Consider the following 20960-nt stretch of genomic DNA (forward strand, 5'->3'; position numbering starts at 1 on the left):
CAACGCGAACGGCCTCCCTCGCCGAGCAACTTCGACAGTCTACTCGGCGGGGAGGCCGCACCACAAAACGATCAAGCGGGACTCAGTCCTGCGGACCCGACTGCTCCTCGAAGAGGCTGGTCACCGAGCCGTCCTCGAAGATCTCCCGGACCGCGTTCGCGATCGTCGGGGCGATCGAAAGGACCGTGATCTTGTCGAGCTCGATCTCGTTCGGCGTCGGCAGCGTGTTCGTGAACACGAACTCGCTGACCTTCGAGTTCTTCAGCCGGTCCGCCGCCGGACCCGAAAGCACACCGTGCGTCGCCGTCACGATGACGTCCTCCGCGCCGTGCGCGAACAGGGCGTCCGCCGCCGCGCAGATCGTGCCACCGGTGTCGATCATGTCGTCGACCAGGACGCACACTCGGCCCTCGACGTTGCCGACGACCTCGTGGACGGTCACCTGGTTCGCGACGTCCTTGTCACGGCGCTTGTGCACGATCGCAAGCGGCGCGCCCAGACGGTCACACCAGCGGTCGGCGACACGCACCCGGCCCGCGTCCGGGGACACGACCGTGAGCTTGTCCTTGTCGACCTTCGCACCCACGTAGTCCGCGAGGATCGGCAGCGCGAACAGGTGGTCCACGGGCCCGTCGAAGAAGCCCACGATCTGGTCCGTGTGCAGATCCACCGACACGATGCGGTCAGCGCCCGCCGTCTTCAGCAGGTCCGCGACCAGACGCGCCGAGATCGGCTCACGACCACGGTGCTTCTTGTCCTGACGGGCATACCCGTAGAACGGCACGATCACGGTGATGCTCCGCGCGGAAGCCCGCTTCAGAGCGTCGATCATGATCAGCTGCTCCATGATCCACTTATTGATCGGAGCCGTGTGGCTCTGGATCAAGAAGCAGTCCGCGCCGCGCGCCGACTCCTGGTAGCGCACATAGATCTCACCGTTGGCGAAATCGAAAGCCTTGGTCGGCACGACGCCGATGCCCAGCTCGTGGGCGACCTCCTCGGCCAACTCGGGGTGGGCGCGGCCGGAGAAGAACATCAACTTCTTCTCGCCGGTCGTCTTGATCCCGGTCACAGCACTGTCTCCTCAGACGAGTTCTTCCGCTGCTGCACCCGCGAGACATCCAGAGGCCCCAGAGCGATTTCCCGCATCCCAGGACATAGGCCGCGCCACGAGTCAGCCGATTGGTGTGCACCTATCACGGTACGCGGTAATCAGCGCACCGCTTTCCGGTCAGCTTTCGCCGACCGCGTTCTCCGAGCCACCGGACGCCGCCTCCGCGGCCTTCGCCGCCGCGCTGCCCGGACGCTTACGGGCCACCCAGCCCTCGATATTCCGCTGCTGGCCACGGGCGACAGCCAGCGAACCGGGCGGCACGTCCTTCGTGATCACCGAACCCGCGGCGGTGTAGGCACCGTCGCCGATCGTGACAGGAGCCACAAACATGTTGTCCGAACCGGTCTTGCAGTGCGACCCCACCGTCGTGTGGTGCTTGGCCTCGCCGTCGTAGTTCACGAACACGCTCGCCGCACCGATGTTGGTGTGATCACCGATCGTCGCGTCCCCCACGTACGACAGATGCGGCACCTTCGTGCCCTCACCGATCGACGCGTTCTTCATCTCCACGTACGTCCCGGCCTTCGACCGGGCACCGAGCCGCGCGCCCGGCCGCAGATACGCGTACGGACCCACCGCCGCCCCCGGACCCACCTCGGCACCCTCCGCGACCGCGTTCTGTACCCGGGCGCCCGCACCCACCACCGTGTCCTTCAGACGGGTGTGCGGGCCGACCTCCGCGCCCTCGCCCAGATGCGTCGCCCCCTGCAACTGCGTACCCGGGTGCACCAGCGCGTCCCGCTCGAACGTCACCGTCGCGTCCACCCACGTGGACGCCGGGTCCACCACCGTGACGCCCGCCAGCATGGCCTCCGTGAGCAGCCGGTCGTTCAGCACCCGCCGGGCGTCCGCCAGTTGCACCCGGTTGTTGATGCCCGCGATCTCCCGGTGGTCCACCGCCACGGCCGCGCCCACCCGGTGCCCCGCCTCCCGCAGGATGCCGAGGACGTCCGTCAGATACTCCTCGCCCTGGCTGTTGTCCGTGCGCACCTTGCCAAGCGCGTCCACGAGCAGCTGCCCGTCGAAGGCGAACACACCCGAGTTGATCTCCCGGATCGCGCGCTGCCCCTCCGTCGCGTCCTTGTGCTCCACGATCGCCGTCACGGCACCGGAGGCGTCCCGCACGATCCGGCCGTACCCGGTGGCGTCCGGCACCTCCGCCGTGAGCACCGTCACCGCGTTGCCGTCCGCGTCGTGGGTGTCCGCGAGGCGCCTCAGCGTCGCGCCGGTCAGCAGCGGGGTGTCCCCGCACACCACGACGACGGTCCCGTCGAGACGGCCGCCGATCTCCTCCAGGCCGATCCGCACCGCGTGCCCCGTCCCGTTCTGCTCCGCCTGGTACGCGGTGCGGACGTCCGGGTCGATCTCGGCCAGGTGCGCCGTGACGCGCTCGCTCTCGTGCCCCACGACGGCCACGAGCCGCTCGGGCGAGAGCTCGCGCGCGGCGGCCAGCACGTGCCCCACCAGGGAGCGGCCGCAGATGTCGTGCAGAACCTTCGGGGTGGCCGACTTCATACGGGTGCCCTCACCCGCTGCGAGGACGACGACGGCTGCCGGGCAATTGGCGCTCACGGGGGTGCCCTTCGGCTTCGGATGCTGGGGAGTGGACATCCGCAGGATACCGGGGCGTAAGGGGACGGAAACGGGGGCGGGTCCCGACCTTGCGGTCAGGACCCGAACCGAGGTCGTGTCTGCTGTGGCTCCCCCGCAAGGATTCGAACCTTGTCCTACTGGTACCAAAAACCAGTGTGCTGCCAGTTACACCACGGGGGACGGCGCTTGAGACCTTACCTGAGACGGCTCCGCGCGTGGGCGGCGATTCCCGCCCACCATCCTTCAATGCGCAGGTACAGCTTGGCGCTCTGACTGACCGAGATGACCAGGCACCCGTGGTAGTCGTCCCTGGTGTTCTTGCGGACGGTCTTGGGGTTGTGGCGCTTCAGCGTCGGTTTGTCGAACACCGTGACGTCCACCCGCACGAGATCGGCCCAGTAGCGATGTGCTGCCGCCACGTCGGCGGTCTCGTGGATGAGCACGCGGTAGCGCAGCTGATCGGGGGCGACGCCCAGCAGATCGAGCCAGGCCAGGTACGTCTCGATCACCCCTGAGTCGCTGTTGACGAAGACCGCTCGCTCGCGACGGGCGTACGGCTTGCTCTTCGTGCCCTCGGCCCAGTAGAGCGCTACTCCGGCCAGGAACAACTCGCGATCCGTCAGCTCGCCGACTTCGCGGCGTGCTGCTTGTCTCGTCTCCTCGCGTTCCTGATCCTGCGCCGCGCGGAGCCGGGCGAGCCCGGCGTTCATGAGAGCGCGCTGCTCCTCCGGCGTGTACCTGGGTTCCGGCTTCGGCAGATCCCGTACCCACAGTGAGATCGAGCTCTTCGAGCAGCCCAGTTCCAGTTGGATCTGGTCGTAGGTCCAGCCTTGGCGGCGGAGTTCCCGGGCCTGGTCGCGGAGGTCGTCCTTGGCGCGGGGGCGGCGGGTCCAGGCGGGTGGGGGTTCGCCCTTGACCAGGCGGTGCAGGAGGTCGTTGTTGAAGACCTTCAGCTCGTCGCGGATCTGGCGCAGGCTGTGTCCTTCGCGGCGTAACGCCACGGCCCGCTCGCGCAGGGCCTCGAAGTCGGTGTGGTCGCCGGTGATCTCGGTCATGTGATCAGCGTCGTCCGGAATGCGGACGTCCGGGTCGAATGTCTGGGCGATTCAACTGTTCGAGGGGAATTCGGTTATTTCGCCCCGTGGGGGCTCGGTCCGTGCAAGGCGGCGCGCGGGGCGGCGGGCCCGAAAGTCGCCGGAAAACCGGGTGCGTACGCCCGTAGGCTGGAAGGCATGACCACGACGGGGGACAGCGGTGCCGCGGCCAGGACCGGGCCGTGGTGGTGGGAGAGGCGGCGCAGTGCCGTGCTCGACATCGGGCTCGGCGTCGCGTCGGCGGCCGAGTGCGGTGCGGAGGGCGTCGAGTTCGCGCGGGACGCGGGGCTGCCGCTCGCGGTGGGGGTGGGCTTCGGCGTGCTCGCCGGGGCCACGCTGGTGCTGCGGCGGCGCTGGCCGATCGCCGTCGTCCTGATCTGCGTGGCGGTCACGCCCGCGCAGATGGGCATCCTGATGACGATCGTGGGGTTGTACACGCTGGCGGCGTCGGAGCTGCCGCGCCGCATCATCGGCGCCCTGGCGGGCATGTCGCTCGCGGGCACGCTGATCGTGACCCTGGTGCGGGCCAATCAGGACATAGCGAGCGGTGATCTCAGGATCGGTGAGGGGTTCATTCCGTTCATCGCGATTTCCACGTCGTTGGGTGTGACCGCGCCACCGGTGCTCCTCGGTCTGTACGTGGGGGCGCGCCGCCGTCTCATGGAGAGTCTGCGGGAGCGTGCCGACAGCCTGGAGCGGGAGCTGCAGCTGCTCGCGGAGCGGGCGGAGGAGCGGGCGGAGTGGGCGCGGGGCGAGGAGCGGACGCGGATCGCCCGTGACATGCACGACGTGGTGGCGCACCGGGTGAGCCTGATGGTGGTGCACGCGGCGGCGTTGCAGGCGGTGGCGCGCAAGGACCCGGAGAAGGCGGTGAAGAACGCCGCGCTTGTGGGGGACATGGGGCGGCAGGCGCTGACCGAGCTGCGGGAGATGCTGGGCGTGCTGCGGTCGGGGGAGGCGCCGCCGCGGCCGGGTCCGGCGCCGGTGCCGCTGGCGGCGGTGGGCGCGGCGGCGGACCGCGCGGCGTCGCGGGCGGGTGGCGAGGCGCCGGTGGACGCGGGGGACGGGCCGTGTCTGGCGGAGCTGGACGAGCTGGTGGATCAGTCGCGGGCGGCGGGCATGGTGGTGGACCTGTCGGTGCAGGGGGAGTCGCGGGCGTATGCGGCGGAGGTGGAGGAGACGGCGTACCGGGTGGTGCAGGAGGCGTTGACGAACGTCCATAAGCACGCGGCGGGCGCGAAGACGTATGTGCGGGTTGCGCATCGGTCCGAGGAGGTCGCGATGCAGGTGGAGAACGGTCCGCCGCCGGAGACGGCGGTGGCGGACGCGCGGCTGCCCAGTGGGGGCAATGGCTTGGTGGGGATGAAGGAGCGGGTGACGGCGCTTGGCGGCGTCTTCGTGTCGGGGCCGACGGACGCGGGGGGTTTCCGGGTGTCGGCGGTGCTGCCCGCGGGTGCGGTGGGGGTGTGAGGGCGGCCCGCGGGGTCAGCTGGCGGTGAGGCGCAGCGGGTGGGTGCCGGTGACGAGGGTGGTGAGGGCCTGGTCGATGTGGGGGCCGAGGTACCAGTCGCCGCTGTGGTCGAGGCTGTAGACGCGGCCTTCGGCGTCGATGGCGAGCAGGGCCTGGGTTTCGGTCTCCTCGCCGATGGGGCTGACTTCGGTGCCGAGGGCGCGGCCGAGGTCGCCGAGGGTGCGGGCCATGTGCAGGCCGTACATGGGGTCGAGGTGCAGGGTCGCGGGGGCGACCTGGCGGCCGGGGCCCTGGGGGGTGAGGTGCAGTCCGCCGAATTCGGCCCAGGTTTCGACGGCGGCGGGGAGTACGGCGTGCTGGTGGCCGGCGGGTGAGCGGTGGCGGCGCAGGACGTCGGCCCAGATCTCGGCTTGTTTGATGTCCCAGCGGCCGGGGCGCCAGCCGGAGGCGCGCAGGGCGGCGTCGACGGGTACGGGGAAGCGGGTGGAGTGTGTGGCGCGGCTGGGGTGCGTGGGGTGTTCGGAGCGCATGGCTGGGGCCCTCGTGGTGCGTGCGGGTGCGGGTGCGGGTGCGTGCGGGTGCGGCGTGGGTGCGGTGGGTGTCACCCGGTGGTTGTCATCCGGCGGCTGTCATCCGGCGGTGTCATCCGTCGGCTGTGGTCGGGTCGACGACGCGGACGCCGAAGTGCGCGGTGAGGGCGGTGCAGGAGCGGCAGGGCCGGGCGAAGGAGCCGTGCAGGGGGTCGCCGTCCTCGCGGATGCGGCGGGTGGTGAGTTTGGCGTGTTTGAGGGATTTGCGGGCTTCGCCGTTGGTCATGGGTTTGCGCCGGGCTCGTTTGGAGCGTCCGGCGTCGGCGGCCGTGAGGTGCCGGGATATGAGGAGGGCTTCGGCGCAGCGGCCGGTGAAGCGTTCGCGTTGTCCGCTGGTGAGGGTGTCGAGGAAGTCCTGTACGAGCGGGTGAAGGTCGGGTGGATCCTCGCCGCGCTTGGGTGTGCTGGTGAGCGTGGTGCCGCGGACGGAGAGCGCGGCGGCGACGGTGGGCAGGATGCCGTCGCGGCGCTGGCGCAGGACGGGTGCGTCGGCGGGGGTGCTGCTCCAGCCGACGCGGGGGTCGCCGCCGGGTGCGGTGGCGGTGGCGGTCCGCCCGGCGTGGGCGGAGTGGGCGGTTCCGGTGTTTTCCGGGGTGCTTCCGCCTGTCCGTGACATGCTGGTTTGTGCCGTGTGCATGTGGTGTTTCCCTCCCCGTGCCCGCGGCGTCGGCCGCCGGTGCCACGCCCCCGCGTTGCGGGAACAGACTGCCAAATGGGGCGTGGGGTACGGAAGCTGGGTCGGTACGACACGACCGGGTTTCGTCTCTGGGTGACGGTTCCGTGGCGGGTGGTCACGGAAGTGGAGGGCCGATGACCCTTGTCGCGCTTGCGCATAGGCTGTCGCCATCCGTGAACCTCACACTGCCGCAGGGGGCAACCGCCATGACGACAGGTCGGCTCGGGCAGCAAGCCGCGCCGCCGAACGCGGCTTATGCCGGGCAGGTCGTGCACTTCCCGGACCCGGTCCGGGCCGCGCGCCATCCGAGGGGTGTGCGGGTGGACGGGGACGGCTATCCGGACTTCTCGCCGTACGCGCGTGCGGCGGCCGAGATCGCGGAGCCGCCGGCGGGTTTCGGCGTGGACGAGCTGCGTCTCACGGACTATGTGTCGGCGAACGCGGCGCTCGCGGCGTCGGGGCACGAGCTGTGGGACACGTTGCCTTCGGTGGCGACGCCGCACGGCTGGACGTGGCACCACGTGCGGAGCAGCCGCCGTCTTGAGCTGGTCCCGGTCGAGGTGAAGGCGCTGCTGCGGCATCACGGCGGGATCGCGACGGCGCCGGTGGACCAGGGCAAGCGGGGCACGCGTCCGCTGCAGGAGACGCGTCCGGCGCACCTGGCGCTGCCGAAGGCGGCGCTCGCGGTGACCGAGGTCCAGGTGGCGGGCGTGGAGGAGGACCTGGGCTATCGCCTTCCGGGTGCCTACCGTTCGTTCCTGAAGGCGGCGGGTGGCTGCGCGCCGGTCGGCACGGCCCTGGACGCGGAGCTGGGTCTGCTGATCGACCAGCCGTTCTTCACGGTCCGTGACGAGGCGGCGGTCAATGACCTGGTGTACGTCAACAAGTGCCTGCGCGATCACCTCACGAAGGACTTCCTGTGCGTGGGGTTCGTGCAGGGCGGTCTGCTGGCGCTGAAGGTGAAGGGCGACCGGATCGGCTCGGTGTGGTTCTGCGCGTACGACGACGCGCGGGACGTGGACGCCTCGTGGGCGCCCGCCGAGCGCGTCCAGCGGCTGCTCATGCCGTGCGGGGACGACTTCGACGCGTTCCTTTCGCGGCTCGCGGGCAGTCCGCCGGAGCTGGAGACCGTGGCGAACCTGATGGTGGACGGCGGCTTCGCGCGCGCCGTCCCGGTGGGGGAGTGACTGGCAGATGGTGACCTTCGCGCAGGCGCAGGAGCGCGCCGACGAGTGGATCAACGGCGATGTGCCGGGGCCCGGCCACCGCGAGGCGCGGGTGCGGGAGTTCGAGCTCGGGTTCGTGGTGTGGGCGGAGGACCGCGAGGGCGGTCCCCGCTCGGACGGTGGCGGCCAGCGGCTCGTGATCGCCCGGGACAGCGGTGAGGCGACGCTGTGGCCCGCGCTGCCGGTGGGTGAGGTGATTCGCCGGTACGAGGAGGAGTACGGGGTGCCTGAGGCGGCGCCGGAACCGGTTCCGGCCGCGCCCGCGCGGATGGATCTGAACCAGACGTCGTTCTTGTTGAGCCCGCCGGAGTGGCTCCAGGAGGCGGCGGACAAGCTGGGCATCCCGGACCGGCGGTCGTCCGCCGGGTCCGCGCGGTCCGCGGAGCCCGCGGACGCGGCTCCCGCTCCCGCTCCGGCCGCTCCCGCGCCGACGGCGGCGGGGGCTCCGGTGGCGTCCGGTGGTACGCCGTGGCCGGGCGCGGGTGCGCCGGGCGGTGTCCCGGCGGCCGGTGCCGGTGGTGACGCCGTGCCGTCGACGTCGGAGGCGCCCGCTTCCGCGACGCCGTGGGCCGGTACGGACACGAACATCGGCGGCGATGACGAGGACGTCGCGGTGCCGCTGCCCGCGACGGTGTTCTCGCCGCCGCTGACGCTGGAGGGCGACGACGACTCGGGGGCGCCGAGTGTGTCGCCGGAGGCGAAGACCGCGCTGATGTCGGGCGGCAGCCAGCTGCCGAAGACGGCGGTGGCACCGGCCCTCGACGACACCGGGGCGGGCCTTCCGGGCGCGCCCCTGCCGCCGCCCGCTGGTGCGGTCGCGGGCGGGCCTGACTTGCCTCCGCCGCCTGCTGGTGCGGCGGTGAGTGGTCCGCACGCGCCTCCGCCGCCCGCGGGTGCGGCGGCGAGCGGTTCCTATGCGCCTCCGCCGCCTGCCGGTGCCGCGGTGAGCGGTCCGAATGTGCCGCCTCCGCCGCCGGGTGCGGGTACGGGTGCCACGCCTTCGCCGCTCGCCACTGCGGGCGGCTCTGCCTTGCCTCCGCCGCCTGCTGGTTCGGCGGTGAGTGGCCCGCACGCGCCTCCGCCGCCCGTGGGTGCTGCGGCGAGTGGTTCCTACGCGCCTCCGCCGCCCGTTGGTGCCGCGGTGCGCGGTCCGAACGTGCCGCCCGCGTCGCAGGACGCGGGTGTGGCCGGGGCGCAGACGCCTCCGCCGCCGGGTGCGGGTGCTACGCCTCCGCCGGGTGCGGGTGCTACGCCTCCGCCGCTGCCCACTGCGGGTGGCCCCTACCTTCCGCCGCCGCCCGCCGGTGCGGCCGTGAGCGGTCCGAACGTGCCGCCCGCGCCGCAAGGTGGGGGCGCCACGCCTCCGCCGGTGCCGTCGGATGCCGGTGCGGGCGCCACGCCTGCGCCGGGTGCGGGTGCTACGCCTCCGCCGCTGGCCACTGCGGGTGGCCCTTACCTTCCGCCGCCGCCCGCCGATGCGGCCGCGAGTGGTCCGAACGTGCCGCCGCCCGCCGGTGCCGCCGTGGGCGGTCCGCATGTGCCGTCCGGGCCGCCGCAGGGCGGGGGCGCCACGCCTGCGCCCGGTGCCGGGGACACCCCGCCGCCCGGCGCGCCCGCGGGCGGCTACGTGGCGACGCAGATGGTGTCCTCGCTCGGCCCCGAGGGGCAGCCGCCCGTGGCGCCCGGCGCCCCGCAGCCCCCGGCCGCACCCGGCGCCCCGCAGCCGCCCGGTCCGCCTGGAGCTCCCGGTGCTCCCGGCGGCGGTGTCCACCACGCCGCGACGATGCTCGCCGACCCGAGCCAGGGCGGCGCCCCGCAGCCGCCGAGCGCCCCGGGCGCCCCGCAGCCCCCGGGCCCGCCCGGCACTCCGGGCACGCCCCCGGGCGGTGTGCACCACGCCGCGACGATGCTGGCCGACCCGAGCCTCGGCGGCATGCCGAAGCCGCCGGGTGCCCCTGGCGCGCCGCAGCCTCCGGGCCCGCCCGGTGCTCCCGGTGCCCCGCAGCCGCCCGGTCCGCCCGGTGCGCCCGGCGGCGGTGTGCACCACGCGGCGACGATGCTCGCGGGTCCCGCCGTCGGTGGTCCCGGCGCTCCGCCGCCGCCCGCCGCGCCGGGCGCCCCCGGGGTTCCCGGCATGCCGCCGCCCGCGCCGGGGATGCCCCAGGCGGGGATGGCCCCGCCGCAGGGCCCCGGTCAGCCGTACGGCTATCCGCAGCCGCCCGCCGGGCTGCCCACGGTGGGCCCCGGCTATCAGGCCGTGCTGCGCTACCGCGCCGCCGACGGGTCCGAGCAGCAGGTCATCCGGCGTTCGGCGCCGGGCACCCCGCATCCCGAGTGGCAGATCTTCCACGAGCTGCGCGGCATGAACGTGCCGCCGGACCAGGTCCTGGAGCTGCACACGGAGCTGGAGTCGTGCGAGCTGCCGGGCGCGTACTGCGCGCGCATGATCCGGGAGACCTGGCCGCAGGCGCGGATCACGTCGATCGCGCCGTACGGCAGGGACCACGCGTCGCGGCAGCAGGGCATGGGGCAACTGCTCGCCCACCAGGGCGAGTTGCACCAGGTCGCGGACGGCCCGGCGCGGCCGGCGCCGGTGCGGGCGCCGCTCGGCCCGGTGCCGCCCGCGCAGCCGGTGCCGCCGGAGGGCGCCGCGCAGGAGCTCGCCGCCGCGTTCGGCCCCGGTGTGTTCCGGTTCGACCAGCGGTCGGTGTCCCGGCAGGGCGTGCCGGACGTCGTGGCGCACACGCTCGTCGTGGCGGGCCTGCCCGTCGACTTCGGTCCGTTCTTCTGGGCGCAGGCCCAGCCGGGGCGCCCGGTGCCGACGCTCGCGGAGCTGGCGCAGGAGCGGGGCGTCGCGCCCGCGTCGGACGCGGGCTCGTACCTCGTGATGGGCAGCGACTTCGGGCGTGCGGTCTGTGTGCAGTACGGCACGGCGCACATCGTCGCGGTGCCGGTGGAGGCCGGTCCTGGCGGGGCCCCGGTGCCGCCGCAGTTCGTGAACACGGGCCTGCCCGAGTTCGTGCGCTGCCTGGCGCTGCTCGGCCGCATGTGGCGGCTTCGCTACGGCCTCAACCAGGAGCAGGCGGGCCGCTGGACCGTCGACTTCCAGGCGCAGCTCGCGGCGCTCGACCCGGCGGCCCTCGCGTCGCCGGAGAGCTGGTGGTCGGTGCTGCTCGAGCAGATGTGGGACGGGCTGCTGTAGCCCGCGGCCGCGCGTGCGGCCAGGGGCGCTCGGTCCGCGAGGCGGGTCGGGCGCCCTTGGCGTGTCCGCCCGTCGGCCGGGGCGGCGGTGTCACGCTCCTGGCCGCACGCGGGGGCCGAACGGCTCTTCGACGTACGGCGGAACGACACCCCGATTCCGGCTTCTGACGCCAATTGGCGCATCCTTGACCGGATGGGGCGGGCGGAGTGTCGCGTTATGACCACTTCCGCTTGATCCATCAAGATGTGCGCCAATCGCGTTGTACGCGGGTGGCGCGGCGGAGAGAGTCAGCGCGACGGCGAGAGTGTGTGGGCGAGAGGGGATCAGGATGAGCGGCAGCGGTGTGTCACCTCATGGCTTCGTCGCCGTACGCGGCCGCGGCTACCGTCCCGAGCAGGTGGAGGCGTACGCCGCCGCGCTGTCCCGGGACCGTGACGCGGCCTGGGAGCGGGCCGCCCGGCTCACCGTCCTCGCCCGGGACATGGGGGAGGAGTCCGCCCGCCTGCGCGAGGTGGTGGCGCGGCTCGCCCCGCAGACGTACGACACGCTCGGGCAGCGCGCCCAGTATCTGCTGGAGCTCAGCGAGGACGAGGCCGCGTCCGTGCGGGACGCCGCGGCGACCGCCGCGCGCGAGGCCGAGGAGTGCGCGGGCGCTGACGCGGCGGCGGCGCGCGCGGCCGCCCGCGCGTACGCCGAGGCCGTCGGCGCCGACACCGAGGAGCGGGCCCGGCAGCGCCTGATCGCCGCCCGCGCCGCCGCCGACGAACTGCGCGCGGCGGCCCGGCGCGACGCGAAGGAGTGGCGCGGCGAGGCGGTCGCGGCGCTGCGCGAGATGCGGCGGCGCACGGACGCGCTCCTCGTCGACCAGGAGAAGGAGCACGCCGGGCGCTGGGAGGCCACCGAGCGGGAGATCGCCGAGCGGGAGGCCGTCACGGACGCCCACGAGGGGGCCCTGGTCGCCGCCGCCGAGGCGCGGCTCTCCGAGGCCAAGCGGGCCTTCGCGGAGGCGGAGGAGGCCGCCCGGCACGGCGAGGAGGACGCCGCCGCGCGCGCCGCCGAGCTCATCGCGGCGGCCCGGGCCCGGGAGGAGCGGACGGGCCGGGAGACGGAGCGGGTGCTGCGGGAGCACGGGGAGCGGTGGGAGGAGGTGCGGGCGCACATGGACCACGTCCGCAGCAGTCTGGCGGCCCTGACGGGGCGGGGGCACGGCGAGGTTCCCGGTCCGGCGTCCGGGGACGCGGGCTGAGGGCCGCTCACCGGTCCGGCTCGTGGCGCGCGGCCCGTACGGGGCCCGCCCCGGCCAGGATCAGGCCCTCCACGGCCTCGTAGCGCCTCCGCGCCGCCCGCTGGGCCTCGGGCCTGCTCCGTACCGTACCGAGCCACCCGAGCAGGAATCCCAGCGGAACCGACACGACGCCGGTGGTGGTGAAGGGGAACCAGGTCAGGTCGGCCTCGGGGAACGCCGCGTCGGGGGAGCCGGTCACCAGGTTGGTGCCGGTCATGAGCACGGCGCAGCCGGCCGTGCCGCCGATGAGGGTCCACAGCAGGCCCTTGCGGGTGAAGCGCCGCCAGAACAGCGTGTAGACGAGGGCGGGCGCGAGCGCGGAGGCGCCGAGGCAGAACGACAGGGCGACCAGCGCGTGCGGGCCGCGGTCGCCGACGAGTACGGCGAGGGCGACGGCGACGGCTCCGACGGCGAGCGCGCAGCCGCGCGCGACGGCCTTCTCGTGGCGTGGCGCCAGGTCGCGGCGGCAGGCCGCGAAGACGTCGTGGGCGAGGGAGTTGGCGCAGGCGAGGATCATCCCGGCGACGGAGGCGAGCAGGGTCAGGAAGACCGCCGAGCTGACGGTGGTGAGCAGCACGGTCTCGGCGGCGGAGAGGTCCGCCCCCAGCACGGCGCGCGAGCCCAGGAGGTAGGCGGTGTTGCCTTGCGGGTCGTGCCCGGCGACCGCCTTCCCGCCGAGCAGGGCCGTCGCGCCGAGGCCGATGACGGTGATGACCAGGACGAAGACCGCCACGCAGCCCACCGCCCAGGATAAGGAGCGCCGTATCTCGGGGGCGCCGCGCGCGGTGTACATGCGCATCGTGATGTGCGGCAGGCAGGCGCCGCCGAGCACCACGGTGAGCTCCGAGCTGATCATGTCGAGGCGGGGCGCGGGGCTGTCCTTGAACTGTAGGCCCGACTGGAGGAAGGCCGGGCCCTGTCCGCTGCCGTCGCGCGCGGCGATGAGCAGCGCGCCGGGGTCCCAGTCGAAGCGGCGCAGGATCAGGGCGGCGACGACGAGGCCGGAGCCGAGCAGGAGCACGATCTTCAGGATCTGGATGAGGGCGGTGCCCTTCATGCCGCCGATCGCCGCGTAGCTGATCATGAGGAGGCCGAGCGCGACCACGCATCCCGTCTTCAGGCCCGGCTGGGAGAAGCCGAGGATGAACGCGAGCAGGTCGCCCGCGCCCGCGAGCTGGACGAGCATCAGCGGCAGGAGCGCGGCGAGGGTGGCGGCGCAGGCGGTGACGCGGACCGCGCGTCCTGGCATGCGGCGGGCCAGGACGTCGCCCATGGTGAACCGGCCCGCGTTGCGCAGGGGTTCGGAGAGCAGGAACATCAGCAGGAGCAGGGACAGGGCGGTGCTCAGGGCGAGCACCACGCCGTCGTGGCCGACGAGCGCGATGACGCCGGTGGTGCCGAGGACGGTCGCGGCGGAGAGGTAGTCGCCCGCGATCGCGAGGCCGTTGCGCAGCGGGGTGAGTCCGCCGTAGCCGGTGTAGAACTCGTCGAGGCCGTCGCGTTCGGGTCCGGTGAGCACGCACAGGAGCAGGGTGAGCGTGACGACGGCGGTGAAGGCCACGAGGGCCGGGCCCTGGGCGTCAGCCACGGCGCGCCTCCCGTTCCGCCCGGGTGCGCAGGCGTGCGGCGAGCCGGTCGATCCGGCGGCGCGCGGTGGTCTCGTACAGCGCCATGGCCAGGCACATCACGGGCAGTTGGGCCAGGGCGACGAGGAGTCCGGTGGTGAGTCCGCCGCTGACGGCGCTGGTCATGAGGGCGGGCGCGAAGGCGAACAGGAGCAGGAAGAGGGCGAAGTAGCCGAGGGCGGTGAGGGTGGCGACGCGACGCTGCCAGCGGTAGGCGGAGCGCAGCCGCCGCAGGTCGCCGTGGCGGCCTGGGTCGGGGCTCTGGCGCGGGGGCGGGGGTGCGGGTACGGGTGCGGGCGGTGGGGTGAGGGGCTGCCAGGGATACGTGGGGTACGTGGGATGTGGGGAATACGGGGGATACAGGGGATACAGGGGATTTGAGGGGGAGGAGTGGGGAGCAGGGGGGTGGGGGCGGGCGTGGCGGGGCGGCTGGGACGGGGACGAGTCGGGGGGAGGGTGGGTCATCCCGGGTCTCCTTGCGTCTCCTTGCGCGGCTTCGGTCCGGGGCGGACCACGAGGGAGCGAGGGCCGAGAACGTTACTTGCAGGTAGGACGATCCCGTGGGGTTTTCCCCATACTGATCAGTCGGTAAGAAGCTTCTTGGGGCGCGTACGTGTCAACTGCGCCGCCCGGGGCCGCTGTTGCGCCCCGGGGGCTTCGGGGCGCCTGGAGCCTGGGCGGGCTGTTGCTCCTGGGTGGGCTCGTGGCCCGGCTCCGGCTCCTGGGCGGGCTCCTGGCCCGGCTCCGGCTCCTGGATGAGCGGGAACCGGCGGGGCGCCAGGAACAGCAGCACGAGCAGGCACACCACGGCCGCGCAGGCCGCCCCCAGATAGACCGCGTCCACCGCCGCGTCGACGGCGCGCCGCAGCCGCTCCGGGTCGGCCACCGAGCCGGGGTCCTCCAGGGAGCGCGACACGGCGTCGAGCGACCCCGCGCCGTCGAGCCGCGCGCTCAGTACGCCGTTGGCCACGGCTCCGAAGAGGGCGGCGCCCACGGTCTGGCCGATCTGGCGGCAGAACAGCACGGACGCGGTGGTGGTGCCGCGCTCCGCCCAGCCGACGGTCGACTGGACGCCGACGATCAGGGGCAGTTGGAAGAGCCCGAGCGCCGCCCCGAGCAGCAGCATGAGCAGCGCGGGCTGCCAGGCGGAGCCGGGGTAGGGAAGCAGCGGGAAGGCGAACAGGACCAGGGCCGCCGCGCCGATGCCGAGCATGGCGGTGGCGCGGAAGCCGATCCGCCGGTAGACGTGCTGGCTGAGGGCCGCAGAGACCGGCCAGCTCAGGGTCATCACGGAGAGCACGAACCCCGCCGCGATCGGGGCGAGTTGGAGCACCGACTGCGCGTACGTGGGCAGGAACACGGTCGGTGCGACCATAACCAGGCCGAGCGAGCCGAGCGCCAGGTTCACGGCGGCGATGGGGCGCCGCCGCCAGACCCAGCCGGGGATGATCGGGTCCGTGGCGCGCCGCTCCACGGCCACGACCGCGCCGACGGCGGCGAGCCCCACCGCGAACAGGGTCAGTGACGGCACCGACAGCCAGCCCCAGGCGACGCCGCCCTGTACGAGCGCGGTGAGCAGCGCCCCGCCCGCGGCGAACACGGCGAGCGCTCCGGGCCAGTCGACGCGCTGTCGCGGCGCCCGCTCGCGCGCGGGTTCGTGCAGGTGGCGGACGATCAGCCAGAGCGCGAGCGCCCCCACGGGCAGGTTGATCAGGAAGATCCAGCGCCAGTCGGCGTACGCGGTGAGCAGGCCGCCGACCGCGGGTCCGGCGACGGCCGAGGTGGCCCACACGGTGGAGAGGCGCGCCTGGATCTTGGGGCGCTCCTTGAGCGGGTACAGATCGGCGGCGAGCGTCTGCACGGTGCCCTGGAGCGCGCCGCCGCCGAGGCCCTGCAGGACGCGGAAGGCGATCAGGGAGCCCATGTTCCAGGCGAGCGCGCACAGCGCGGAGCCGAGCAGGAACAGCACGCTGCCCGCGATCAGGACGGGCTTGCGGCCGAAGGTGTCGGACAGCTTGCCGTAGAGGGGCAGCGTGACGGTGGCGGCCAGCAGATAGCCGGAGAACAGCCAGGAGAAGACGGAGAAGCCGCCGAGCGCGCCGACGATCTGCGGCACGGCCGTGGAGACGATGGTGGCGTCCAGGGCGGCGAGCGCCATGACGAGCATGAGCGCGGCGACGACGGCGCCGCGTCTGTCCGGATCGCTGGCGCCGCGCCCGCTGCCGGTGCCGCTGGCGCTGCCTGTGCCGCTGCTGCCGCTGGCGCTGCCGCTCATCGATTTCCCTTCCCCTTGCACCAGTTGCCCCGGGTCACCTTCTCACCGAAGGCGCTCTCAGGGGGAGGGTGGAGGATCTCTCCCCTGGTGGGAGGGGGTGCCATAAGGACAAGGGTGGAGTGACCCTGAGAACCGCTCCACCGCCGGGTGGAGAACCCCTAGGGGGACCTCCGTACTAGGGACAGGGAGACGTTGGTACCGGCGGAGGACGAGACAGCCGGGCGTCGTCCTTAGATTTGCCTTACGCCGTGGGGCACGGGGTGGGGGACCCCGGCCACGGGGCGTGCGGCGCGGGGCCGGCGACGGGGGTCCGGCCCCGCACTGCGCTCAGCCTCAGGACGGGGGGTGGGGTTTTCCCCCGGAAAAGACGGAGCTTTGCACCAGGGCGCCGGAGCACTCCGGCGGACCAGACTGATCTCGGAACGCGGGGCCCCCGACGCGGAGCGCGGCCGCACGGCACCGACCCACGGCATCACGCACTACCTCACGCACGACACCAACGCACGGCACCAGCACCGGGCCACCGCGTTCACTACATCACCGACATAGGAGACTTACCGTGACAACGGCTGTGACCACTCCCAGGCACGGGGGTACTGGAGGGCGTACGGCCGTGGCGGCGCGGGCGCGCCAGGTCGTGAAGGCGTACGGCTCCGGGGAGACCCGCGTCGTCGCCCTCGACCACATCGACGTCGACATCGCCCGCGGCCAGTTCACCGCGATCATGGGCCCGTCCGGGTCCGGCAAGTCCACGCTCATGCACTGCCTCGCGGGCCTCGACACGGTCAGCGGCGGCCAGATCTATCTCGACGAGACCGAGATCACCGGCCTGAAGGACAAGAAGCTCACGCAGCTGCGCCGGGACCGCATCGGCTTCATCTTCCAGGCGTTCAACCTGCTGCCGACGCTGAACGCGATCGAGAACATCACGCTGCCGATGGACATCGCGGGCCGCAAGCCCGACAAGGGCTGGCTGGACCAGGTCGTCCAGACCGTCGGCCTGGCCGGGCGCCTCAAGCACCGGCCCACCGAGCTCTCCGGCGGCCAGCAGCAGCGCGTCGCCGTGGCCCGCGCCCTCGCCTCCCGCCCCGAGATCATCTTCGGTGACGAGCCGACCGGAAACCTCGACTCCCGCGCGGGCGCCGAAGTCCTCGGCTTCCTGCGCAGGTCGGTGACCGAGCTCGGCCAGACCATCGTGATGGTCACCCACGACCCGGTGGCCGCCTCCTACGCCGACCGCGTGCTGTATCTGGCCGACGGCCGCATCGTCGACGAGATGTACCACCCCACCGCCGACCAGGTCCTGGACCGCATGAAGCACTTCGACGCCCGGGGGCGCACGTCATGACCGTGCTGAAGACCTCGATGCGCAACTTCCTCGCGCACAAGGGACGCATGGCGCTCTCCGCGGTCGCCGTGGTCCTCTCGGTGGCCTTCGTCTGCGGCACGCTGGTGTTCTCGGACACGATGTCGACCACCTTCGACAAGCTCTTCGCCGCGACGTCCGCCGACGTCACGCTCTCCCCGAAGAACGCCCCGGACGCGGGCGACGAGGGCCCGCGCACCGGCAAGCCCGAGTCCCTGCCCGCCGCCGCGATAGCCGACGTGAAGAAGGCCGACGGCGTGAAGTCCGCCGAGGGCGCGGTCAGCAGCGACTCCGTCACCGTCGTCAACTCCAAGAACAAGGACATCGGCCCGTCCAGCGGCGCCCCCACCCTCGCGGGCAACTGGACGAAGAACGACCTGCGTTCCATGGAGATCACCTCCGGCCACGCCCCGCGCGGCCCCACCGAGGTGATGCTGGACGCCGACACCGCCGACAAGAAGAACCTCGAGATCGGTGACGAGCTGCGCACCATCGCCGCCACCGGCACCTTCACCGCGAAGATCACCGGCATCGCCACCTTCAAGGTGACCAACCCCGGCGCCACCGTCGTCTACTTCGACACCGCCACCGCACAGCGCGAACTGATCGGCACCACCGGCCGGTTCACGCAGATCAACGTCACCGCCGCGAGCGGCGTGAGCGACACCCAGCTCAAGGCGAACGTGGCGAAGACCCTCGGCGCCCAGGCCGCCGAGTACAAGATCAAGACGCAGAAGGAGAGCGCGGACGACAACCGCAAGTCCGTCAGCAGCTTCCTGGACGTCATGAAGTACGCGATGCTCGGCTTCGCCGGGATCGCCTTCCTCGTCGGCATCTTCCTGATCATCAACACCTTCTCGATGCTGGTCGCCCAGCGCACCCGCGAGATCGGCCTGATGCGGGCCATCGGCTCCAGCCGCAAGCAGGTCAACCGCTCGGTGCTCGTCGAGGCCCTGCTGCTCGGCGTCGTCGGCTCCGTCCTCGGCATCGGCGCGGGCATCGGCCTCGCGGTCGGCCTGATGAAGCTGATGTCGGGCATCGGCATGGAGCTGTCCACGGGGGACCTCACCATCTCGACGACGACCCCGGTGGTGGGCCTGCTCCTCGGCATCATCGTCACCGTCCTCGCCGCGTACCTCCCGGCCCGCCGTGCGGGCAAGGTCTCCCCGATGGCCGCCCTGCGCGACGCGGGCACCCCGGCCGACGGCAAGTCCAGCGCCGTGCGCGCCGCCCTCGGCCTGGTCCTCACCGGCGCCGGAGTCTTCGGCCTCTACGCCGCCGCGGCGGCCGACAAGGCGAAGGAGGGCTCCCTCTTCCTCGGCCTCGGCGTCGTCCTCACCCTCATCGGCTTCGTCGTCATCGGCCCGGTCCTGGCGTCCTTCGTGGTCCGCGTGATCAGCGCGGTGCTGCTGCGGATGTTCGGCCCCGTCGGCCGCATGGCCGAGCGCAACGCCCTGCGCAACCCCCGCCGCACCGGCGCCACTGGCGCCGCCCTCATGATCGGCCTGGCCCTGGTGGCCTGCCTGTCGGTGGTCGGCACGTCGATGGTCGCCTCGGCCACGGACGAGCTGGACAAGTCGGTCGGCGCGGACTTCATCGTGCAGGGCAAGCAGGCCGTCAGCCACCAGGTGGAGAAGCGCCTGAAGAACACCCCGTACGTCGCCCACACCACGCGCTTCAAGGAGGTCAAGGCCGACATCACCACCCCCGACGGCAAGACCGAGAAGGGCGTCGACCTCAGCGCGAACGACCGCACCTATGTGCAGGACCTGCGCCGCGAGACCACCGCGGGGCAGATGACCGCCGCCTACGGGACCAACGCGATGTCGGTGGGCGAGGGCTTCGCCAAGGACCACCATCTGAAGGTGGGCGACAAGATCAAGGTCGCCTTCGACGACGGCCGGACCGGTCAGCTGAAGCTCGCGGCGATCACCGATGAGGAGGGCACCCTCGACCGGGGCGCGATGTATCTGAACATCACCACCGTCGAGCGGTACGTCGACGCCGACCGGATCCCGCTGAGCGACACCGTCTTCGCCAAGGCGGTCGACGGCAAGCAGGACGAGGCCTACGCGGCGCTCAAGAAGACCCTGGCGACGGACCCGCAGCTCAAGGTCCAGGACCAGACCGACTTCAAGGAGACCCTGAAGGACCAGGTCGGCCAGCTCCTGAACATCGTCTACGGCCTGCTCGGACTCGCGATCATCGTGGCCATCCTGGGCGTGGTGAACACCCTGGCCCTCTCCGTGGTGGAGCGCACCCGTGAGATCGGCCTGATGCGGGCCATCGGCCTCTCCCGCCGCCAGCTGCGCCGCATGATCCGCATGGAGTCGGTGGTCATCGCCCTCTTCGGCGCCCTCCTCGGCCTCGGCCTGGGCATGGGCTGGGGAGCGACCGCCCAGCAGCTCCTCGCCCTGGAAGGCCTGAAGACCCTGGAGATCCCCTGGCCGACGATCCTCACGGTCTTCGTCGGCTCGGCGTTCGTGGGCCTCTTCGCCGCCCTGGTCCCGGCGTTCCGGGCGGGCCGGATGAACGTACTGAACGCGATCGCCACCGAATAGCGCCGAAGCCGTTCCCGGGCACGCGCTGCCCGGTTCCCAGGGCCCGGCCCGCGCCCCGCCACCCCGCCTCAGGGGCGGCGGGGCGCTGTGGTGTGCGCCACGGCGAGCGATCTTCTTGGATTTTCCCTTTCCGGGCGCCGGGGGATGGGCTAATTTACTCCCGGCTGACGTGCTCCGCGCGGAACTACCCTGACCGCGGTGCGCGGGCCATTAACGGGGAACAACGGGGAACTACAGGGAACGGGGAAAAGTGAATAAAGCGCAAATCTCTCTTGGGGGTGCCCTGCTCGCGGGCGCGGTCGTCGTCACCTCGGCGCTGCCCGCCGCCGCGGACGTGGAACCGAAGGCTCCGGCGGCGGTCTCGGACGCCGCGCGTGCGGACGCCTCCGCCTCGGCGCTGCCCATGGTCGGCGCGGCCTACCGGCTGAAGAAGCTCAAGGCGCTGACCAGCAAGGGCAATGCGTCTAACGAGGAGTGGTTCAAGTACCTGGGCCTCTACCGGCAGGGTTCGAACTATTTCCGGTTCAATTGGGACACGGACTACTGCTCGGGTCCCGCGACCGAGAAGCAGCCCGGCGGCTATGACTTCAGTTTCTCCTGCTACCGGCATGACTTCGGTTACCGGAACTACAAGAAGTACGCCGGTGAGTACAATTTCAAGAAGTACCACCGGAAGCGTATTGATGACGTTTTCCTGCAGGATATGCAGCAGCAGTGCGGCAGGAAGTTCTGGGCGGACCCGCTCACGCCCGCCGTGCGCAAGAAGATGAAGGCGGCCTGCAACAAGACGGCGAAGACGTACTACAACACCGTCCGCGCCGTCGGGCACCTGTAGAGCGTCACCCCGCGGAGCGGTAACCAGGGCCGGGCCCGGTGGAAGTC

The 20960-nt window shown here is 72.4% G+C and carries 15 protein-coding genes and 1 tRNA gene; 7 read left to right on the plus strand and 9 right to left on the minus strand.

Going from position 1 to position 20960, the window contains the following annotated elements:
- Positions 1-82 precede the first annotated feature (82 nt).
- The 4 genes from AC07A4_RS21085 to AC07A4_RS21100 all read right to left on the minus strand — a co-directional run bounded on the left by AC07A4_RS21085 (position 83) and on the right by AC07A4_RS21100 (position 3762).
- On the minus strand, positions 83-1072 hold the full coding sequence (locus AC07A4_RS21085) for a ribose-phosphate diphosphokinase (RefSeq protein ID WP_478600783.1): 990 nt from the start codon (positions 1070-1072) through the stop codon (positions 83-85).
- A 159-nt stretch (positions 1073-1231) separates the two neighbouring features.
- The gene (glmU, locus tag AC07A4_RS21090) at positions 1232-2686 is read right to left on the minus strand and encodes a bifunctional UDP-N-acetylglucosamine diphosphorylase/glucosamine-1-phosphate N-acetyltransferase GlmU (RefSeq protein WP_478601073.1); all 1455 of its coding nucleotides are present in this window, start codon (positions 2684-2686) and stop codon (positions 1232-1234) included.
- 125 nt (positions 2687-2811) lie between these two features.
- Positions 2812-2887, minus strand: a tRNA-Gln gene (locus AC07A4_RS21095).
- Positions 2888-2901: 14 nt separating this feature from the next.
- Entirely contained in the window at positions 2902-3762 is an 861-nt protein-coding gene (locus AC07A4_RS21100) for a hypothetical protein (RefSeq protein WP_478600786.1), read from the minus strand.
- A 177-nt stretch (positions 3763-3939) separates the two neighbouring features.
- On the opposite strand from AC07A4_RS21100, the gene AC07A4_RS21105 reads away from it, so the two are divergent.
- Positions 3940-5271, plus strand: a complete 1332-nt coding sequence (locus AC07A4_RS21105; protein WP_478600789.1) for a sensor histidine kinase — start codon at positions 3940-3942, stop codon at positions 5269-5271.
- Between the two features lie 15 nt (positions 5272-5286).
- Here AC07A4_RS21105 and AC07A4_RS21110 read toward each other — a convergent pair whose 3' ends face one another.
- Both AC07A4_RS21110 and AC07A4_RS21115 read right to left on the minus strand, forming a co-directional pair.
- Positions 5287-5802, minus strand: a complete 516-nt coding sequence (locus AC07A4_RS21110) for an SUKH-3 domain-containing protein (protein WP_478600792.1) — start codon at positions 5800-5802, stop codon at positions 5287-5289.
- Between the two features lie 112 nt (positions 5803-5914).
- Positions 5915-6499, minus strand: coding sequence for a YwqJ-related putative deaminase (locus AC07A4_RS21115; RefSeq protein WP_478600795.1), 585 nt, complete (start codon positions 6497-6499; stop codon positions 5915-5917).
- Positions 6500-6744: 245 nt separating this feature from the next.
- Between AC07A4_RS21115 and AC07A4_RS21120 the strand changes: the two genes are divergently transcribed.
- The 3 genes from AC07A4_RS21120 (at position 6745) to AC07A4_RS21130 (ending at position 12212) form a co-directional block, all read left to right on the plus strand.
- Positions 6745-7725 carry an SMI1/KNR4 family protein gene (locus AC07A4_RS21120; protein ID WP_478600797.1) on the plus strand — a complete coding sequence of 327 codons (981 nt, stop codon included), beginning with the start codon at positions 6745-6747 and terminating at the stop codon, positions 7723-7725.
- Between the two features lie 7 nt (positions 7726-7732).
- Positions 7733-10966, plus strand: a complete 3234-nt coding sequence (locus tag AC07A4_RS21125) for an SUKH-4 family immunity protein (protein WP_478600800.1) — start codon at positions 7733-7735, stop codon at positions 10964-10966.
- A 328-nt stretch (positions 10967-11294) separates the two neighbouring features.
- On the plus strand, positions 11295-12212 hold the full coding sequence (locus AC07A4_RS21130; RefSeq protein ID WP_478600803.1) for a cellulose-binding protein: 918 nt from the start codon (positions 11295-11297) through the stop codon (positions 12210-12212).
- A 7-nt stretch (positions 12213-12219) separates the two neighbouring features.
- Here the strand turns inward: AC07A4_RS21130 and AC07A4_RS21135 are convergent, their stop codons facing one another.
- The 3 genes from AC07A4_RS21135 to AC07A4_RS21145 form a co-directional block, all read right to left on the minus strand.
- Positions 12220-13839 carry a sodium/solute symporter gene (locus AC07A4_RS21135; RefSeq protein WP_478600806.1) on the minus strand — a complete coding sequence of 540 codons (1620 nt, stop codon included), beginning with the start codon at positions 13837-13839 and terminating at the stop codon, positions 12220-12222.
- Positions 13832-14341 (minus strand): DUF485 domain-containing protein, encoded by a 510-nt coding sequence (locus AC07A4_RS21140; protein ID WP_478600808.1) that lies wholly within the window; start codon positions 14339-14341, stop codon positions 13832-13834. The genes AC07A4_RS21135 and AC07A4_RS21140 overlap by 8 nt, the downstream gene beginning before the upstream one ends.
- 151 nt (positions 14342-14492) lie before the next feature.
- The gene (locus AC07A4_RS21145; protein WP_478600810.1) at positions 14493-16151 is read right to left on the minus strand and encodes an MFS transporter; all 1659 of its coding nucleotides are present in this window, start codon (positions 16149-16151) and stop codon (positions 14493-14495) included.
- A gap of 559 nt (positions 16152-16710) precedes the next feature.
- Here AC07A4_RS21145 and AC07A4_RS21150 point away from each other — a divergent pair.
- The 3 genes from AC07A4_RS21150 to AC07A4_RS21160 all read left to right on the plus strand — a co-directional run bounded on the left by AC07A4_RS21150 (position 16711) and on the right by AC07A4_RS21160 (position 20913).
- Complete coding sequence (locus tag AC07A4_RS21150) at positions 16711-17499, plus strand: ABC transporter ATP-binding protein (RefSeq protein ID WP_478600812.1); 789 nt, start codon at positions 16711-16713, stop codon at positions 17497-17499.
- Positions 17496-20078 carry an ABC transporter permease gene (locus AC07A4_RS21155; protein ID WP_478600814.1) on the plus strand — a complete coding sequence of 861 codons (2583 nt, stop codon included), beginning with the start codon at positions 17496-17498 and terminating at the stop codon, positions 20076-20078. Before AC07A4_RS21150 ends, AC07A4_RS21155 begins: the two co-directional genes overlap by 4 nt.
- A 250-nt stretch (positions 20079-20328) precedes the next feature.
- Positions 20329-20913, plus strand: a complete 585-nt coding sequence (locus AC07A4_RS21160) for a phospholipase A2 (RefSeq protein WP_478600816.1) — start codon at positions 20329-20331, stop codon at positions 20911-20913.
- Positions 20914-20960 lie beyond the last annotated feature (47 nt).

The sequence above is a fragment of the Streptomyces sp. NPDC043996 genome, assembly GCF_056435225.1.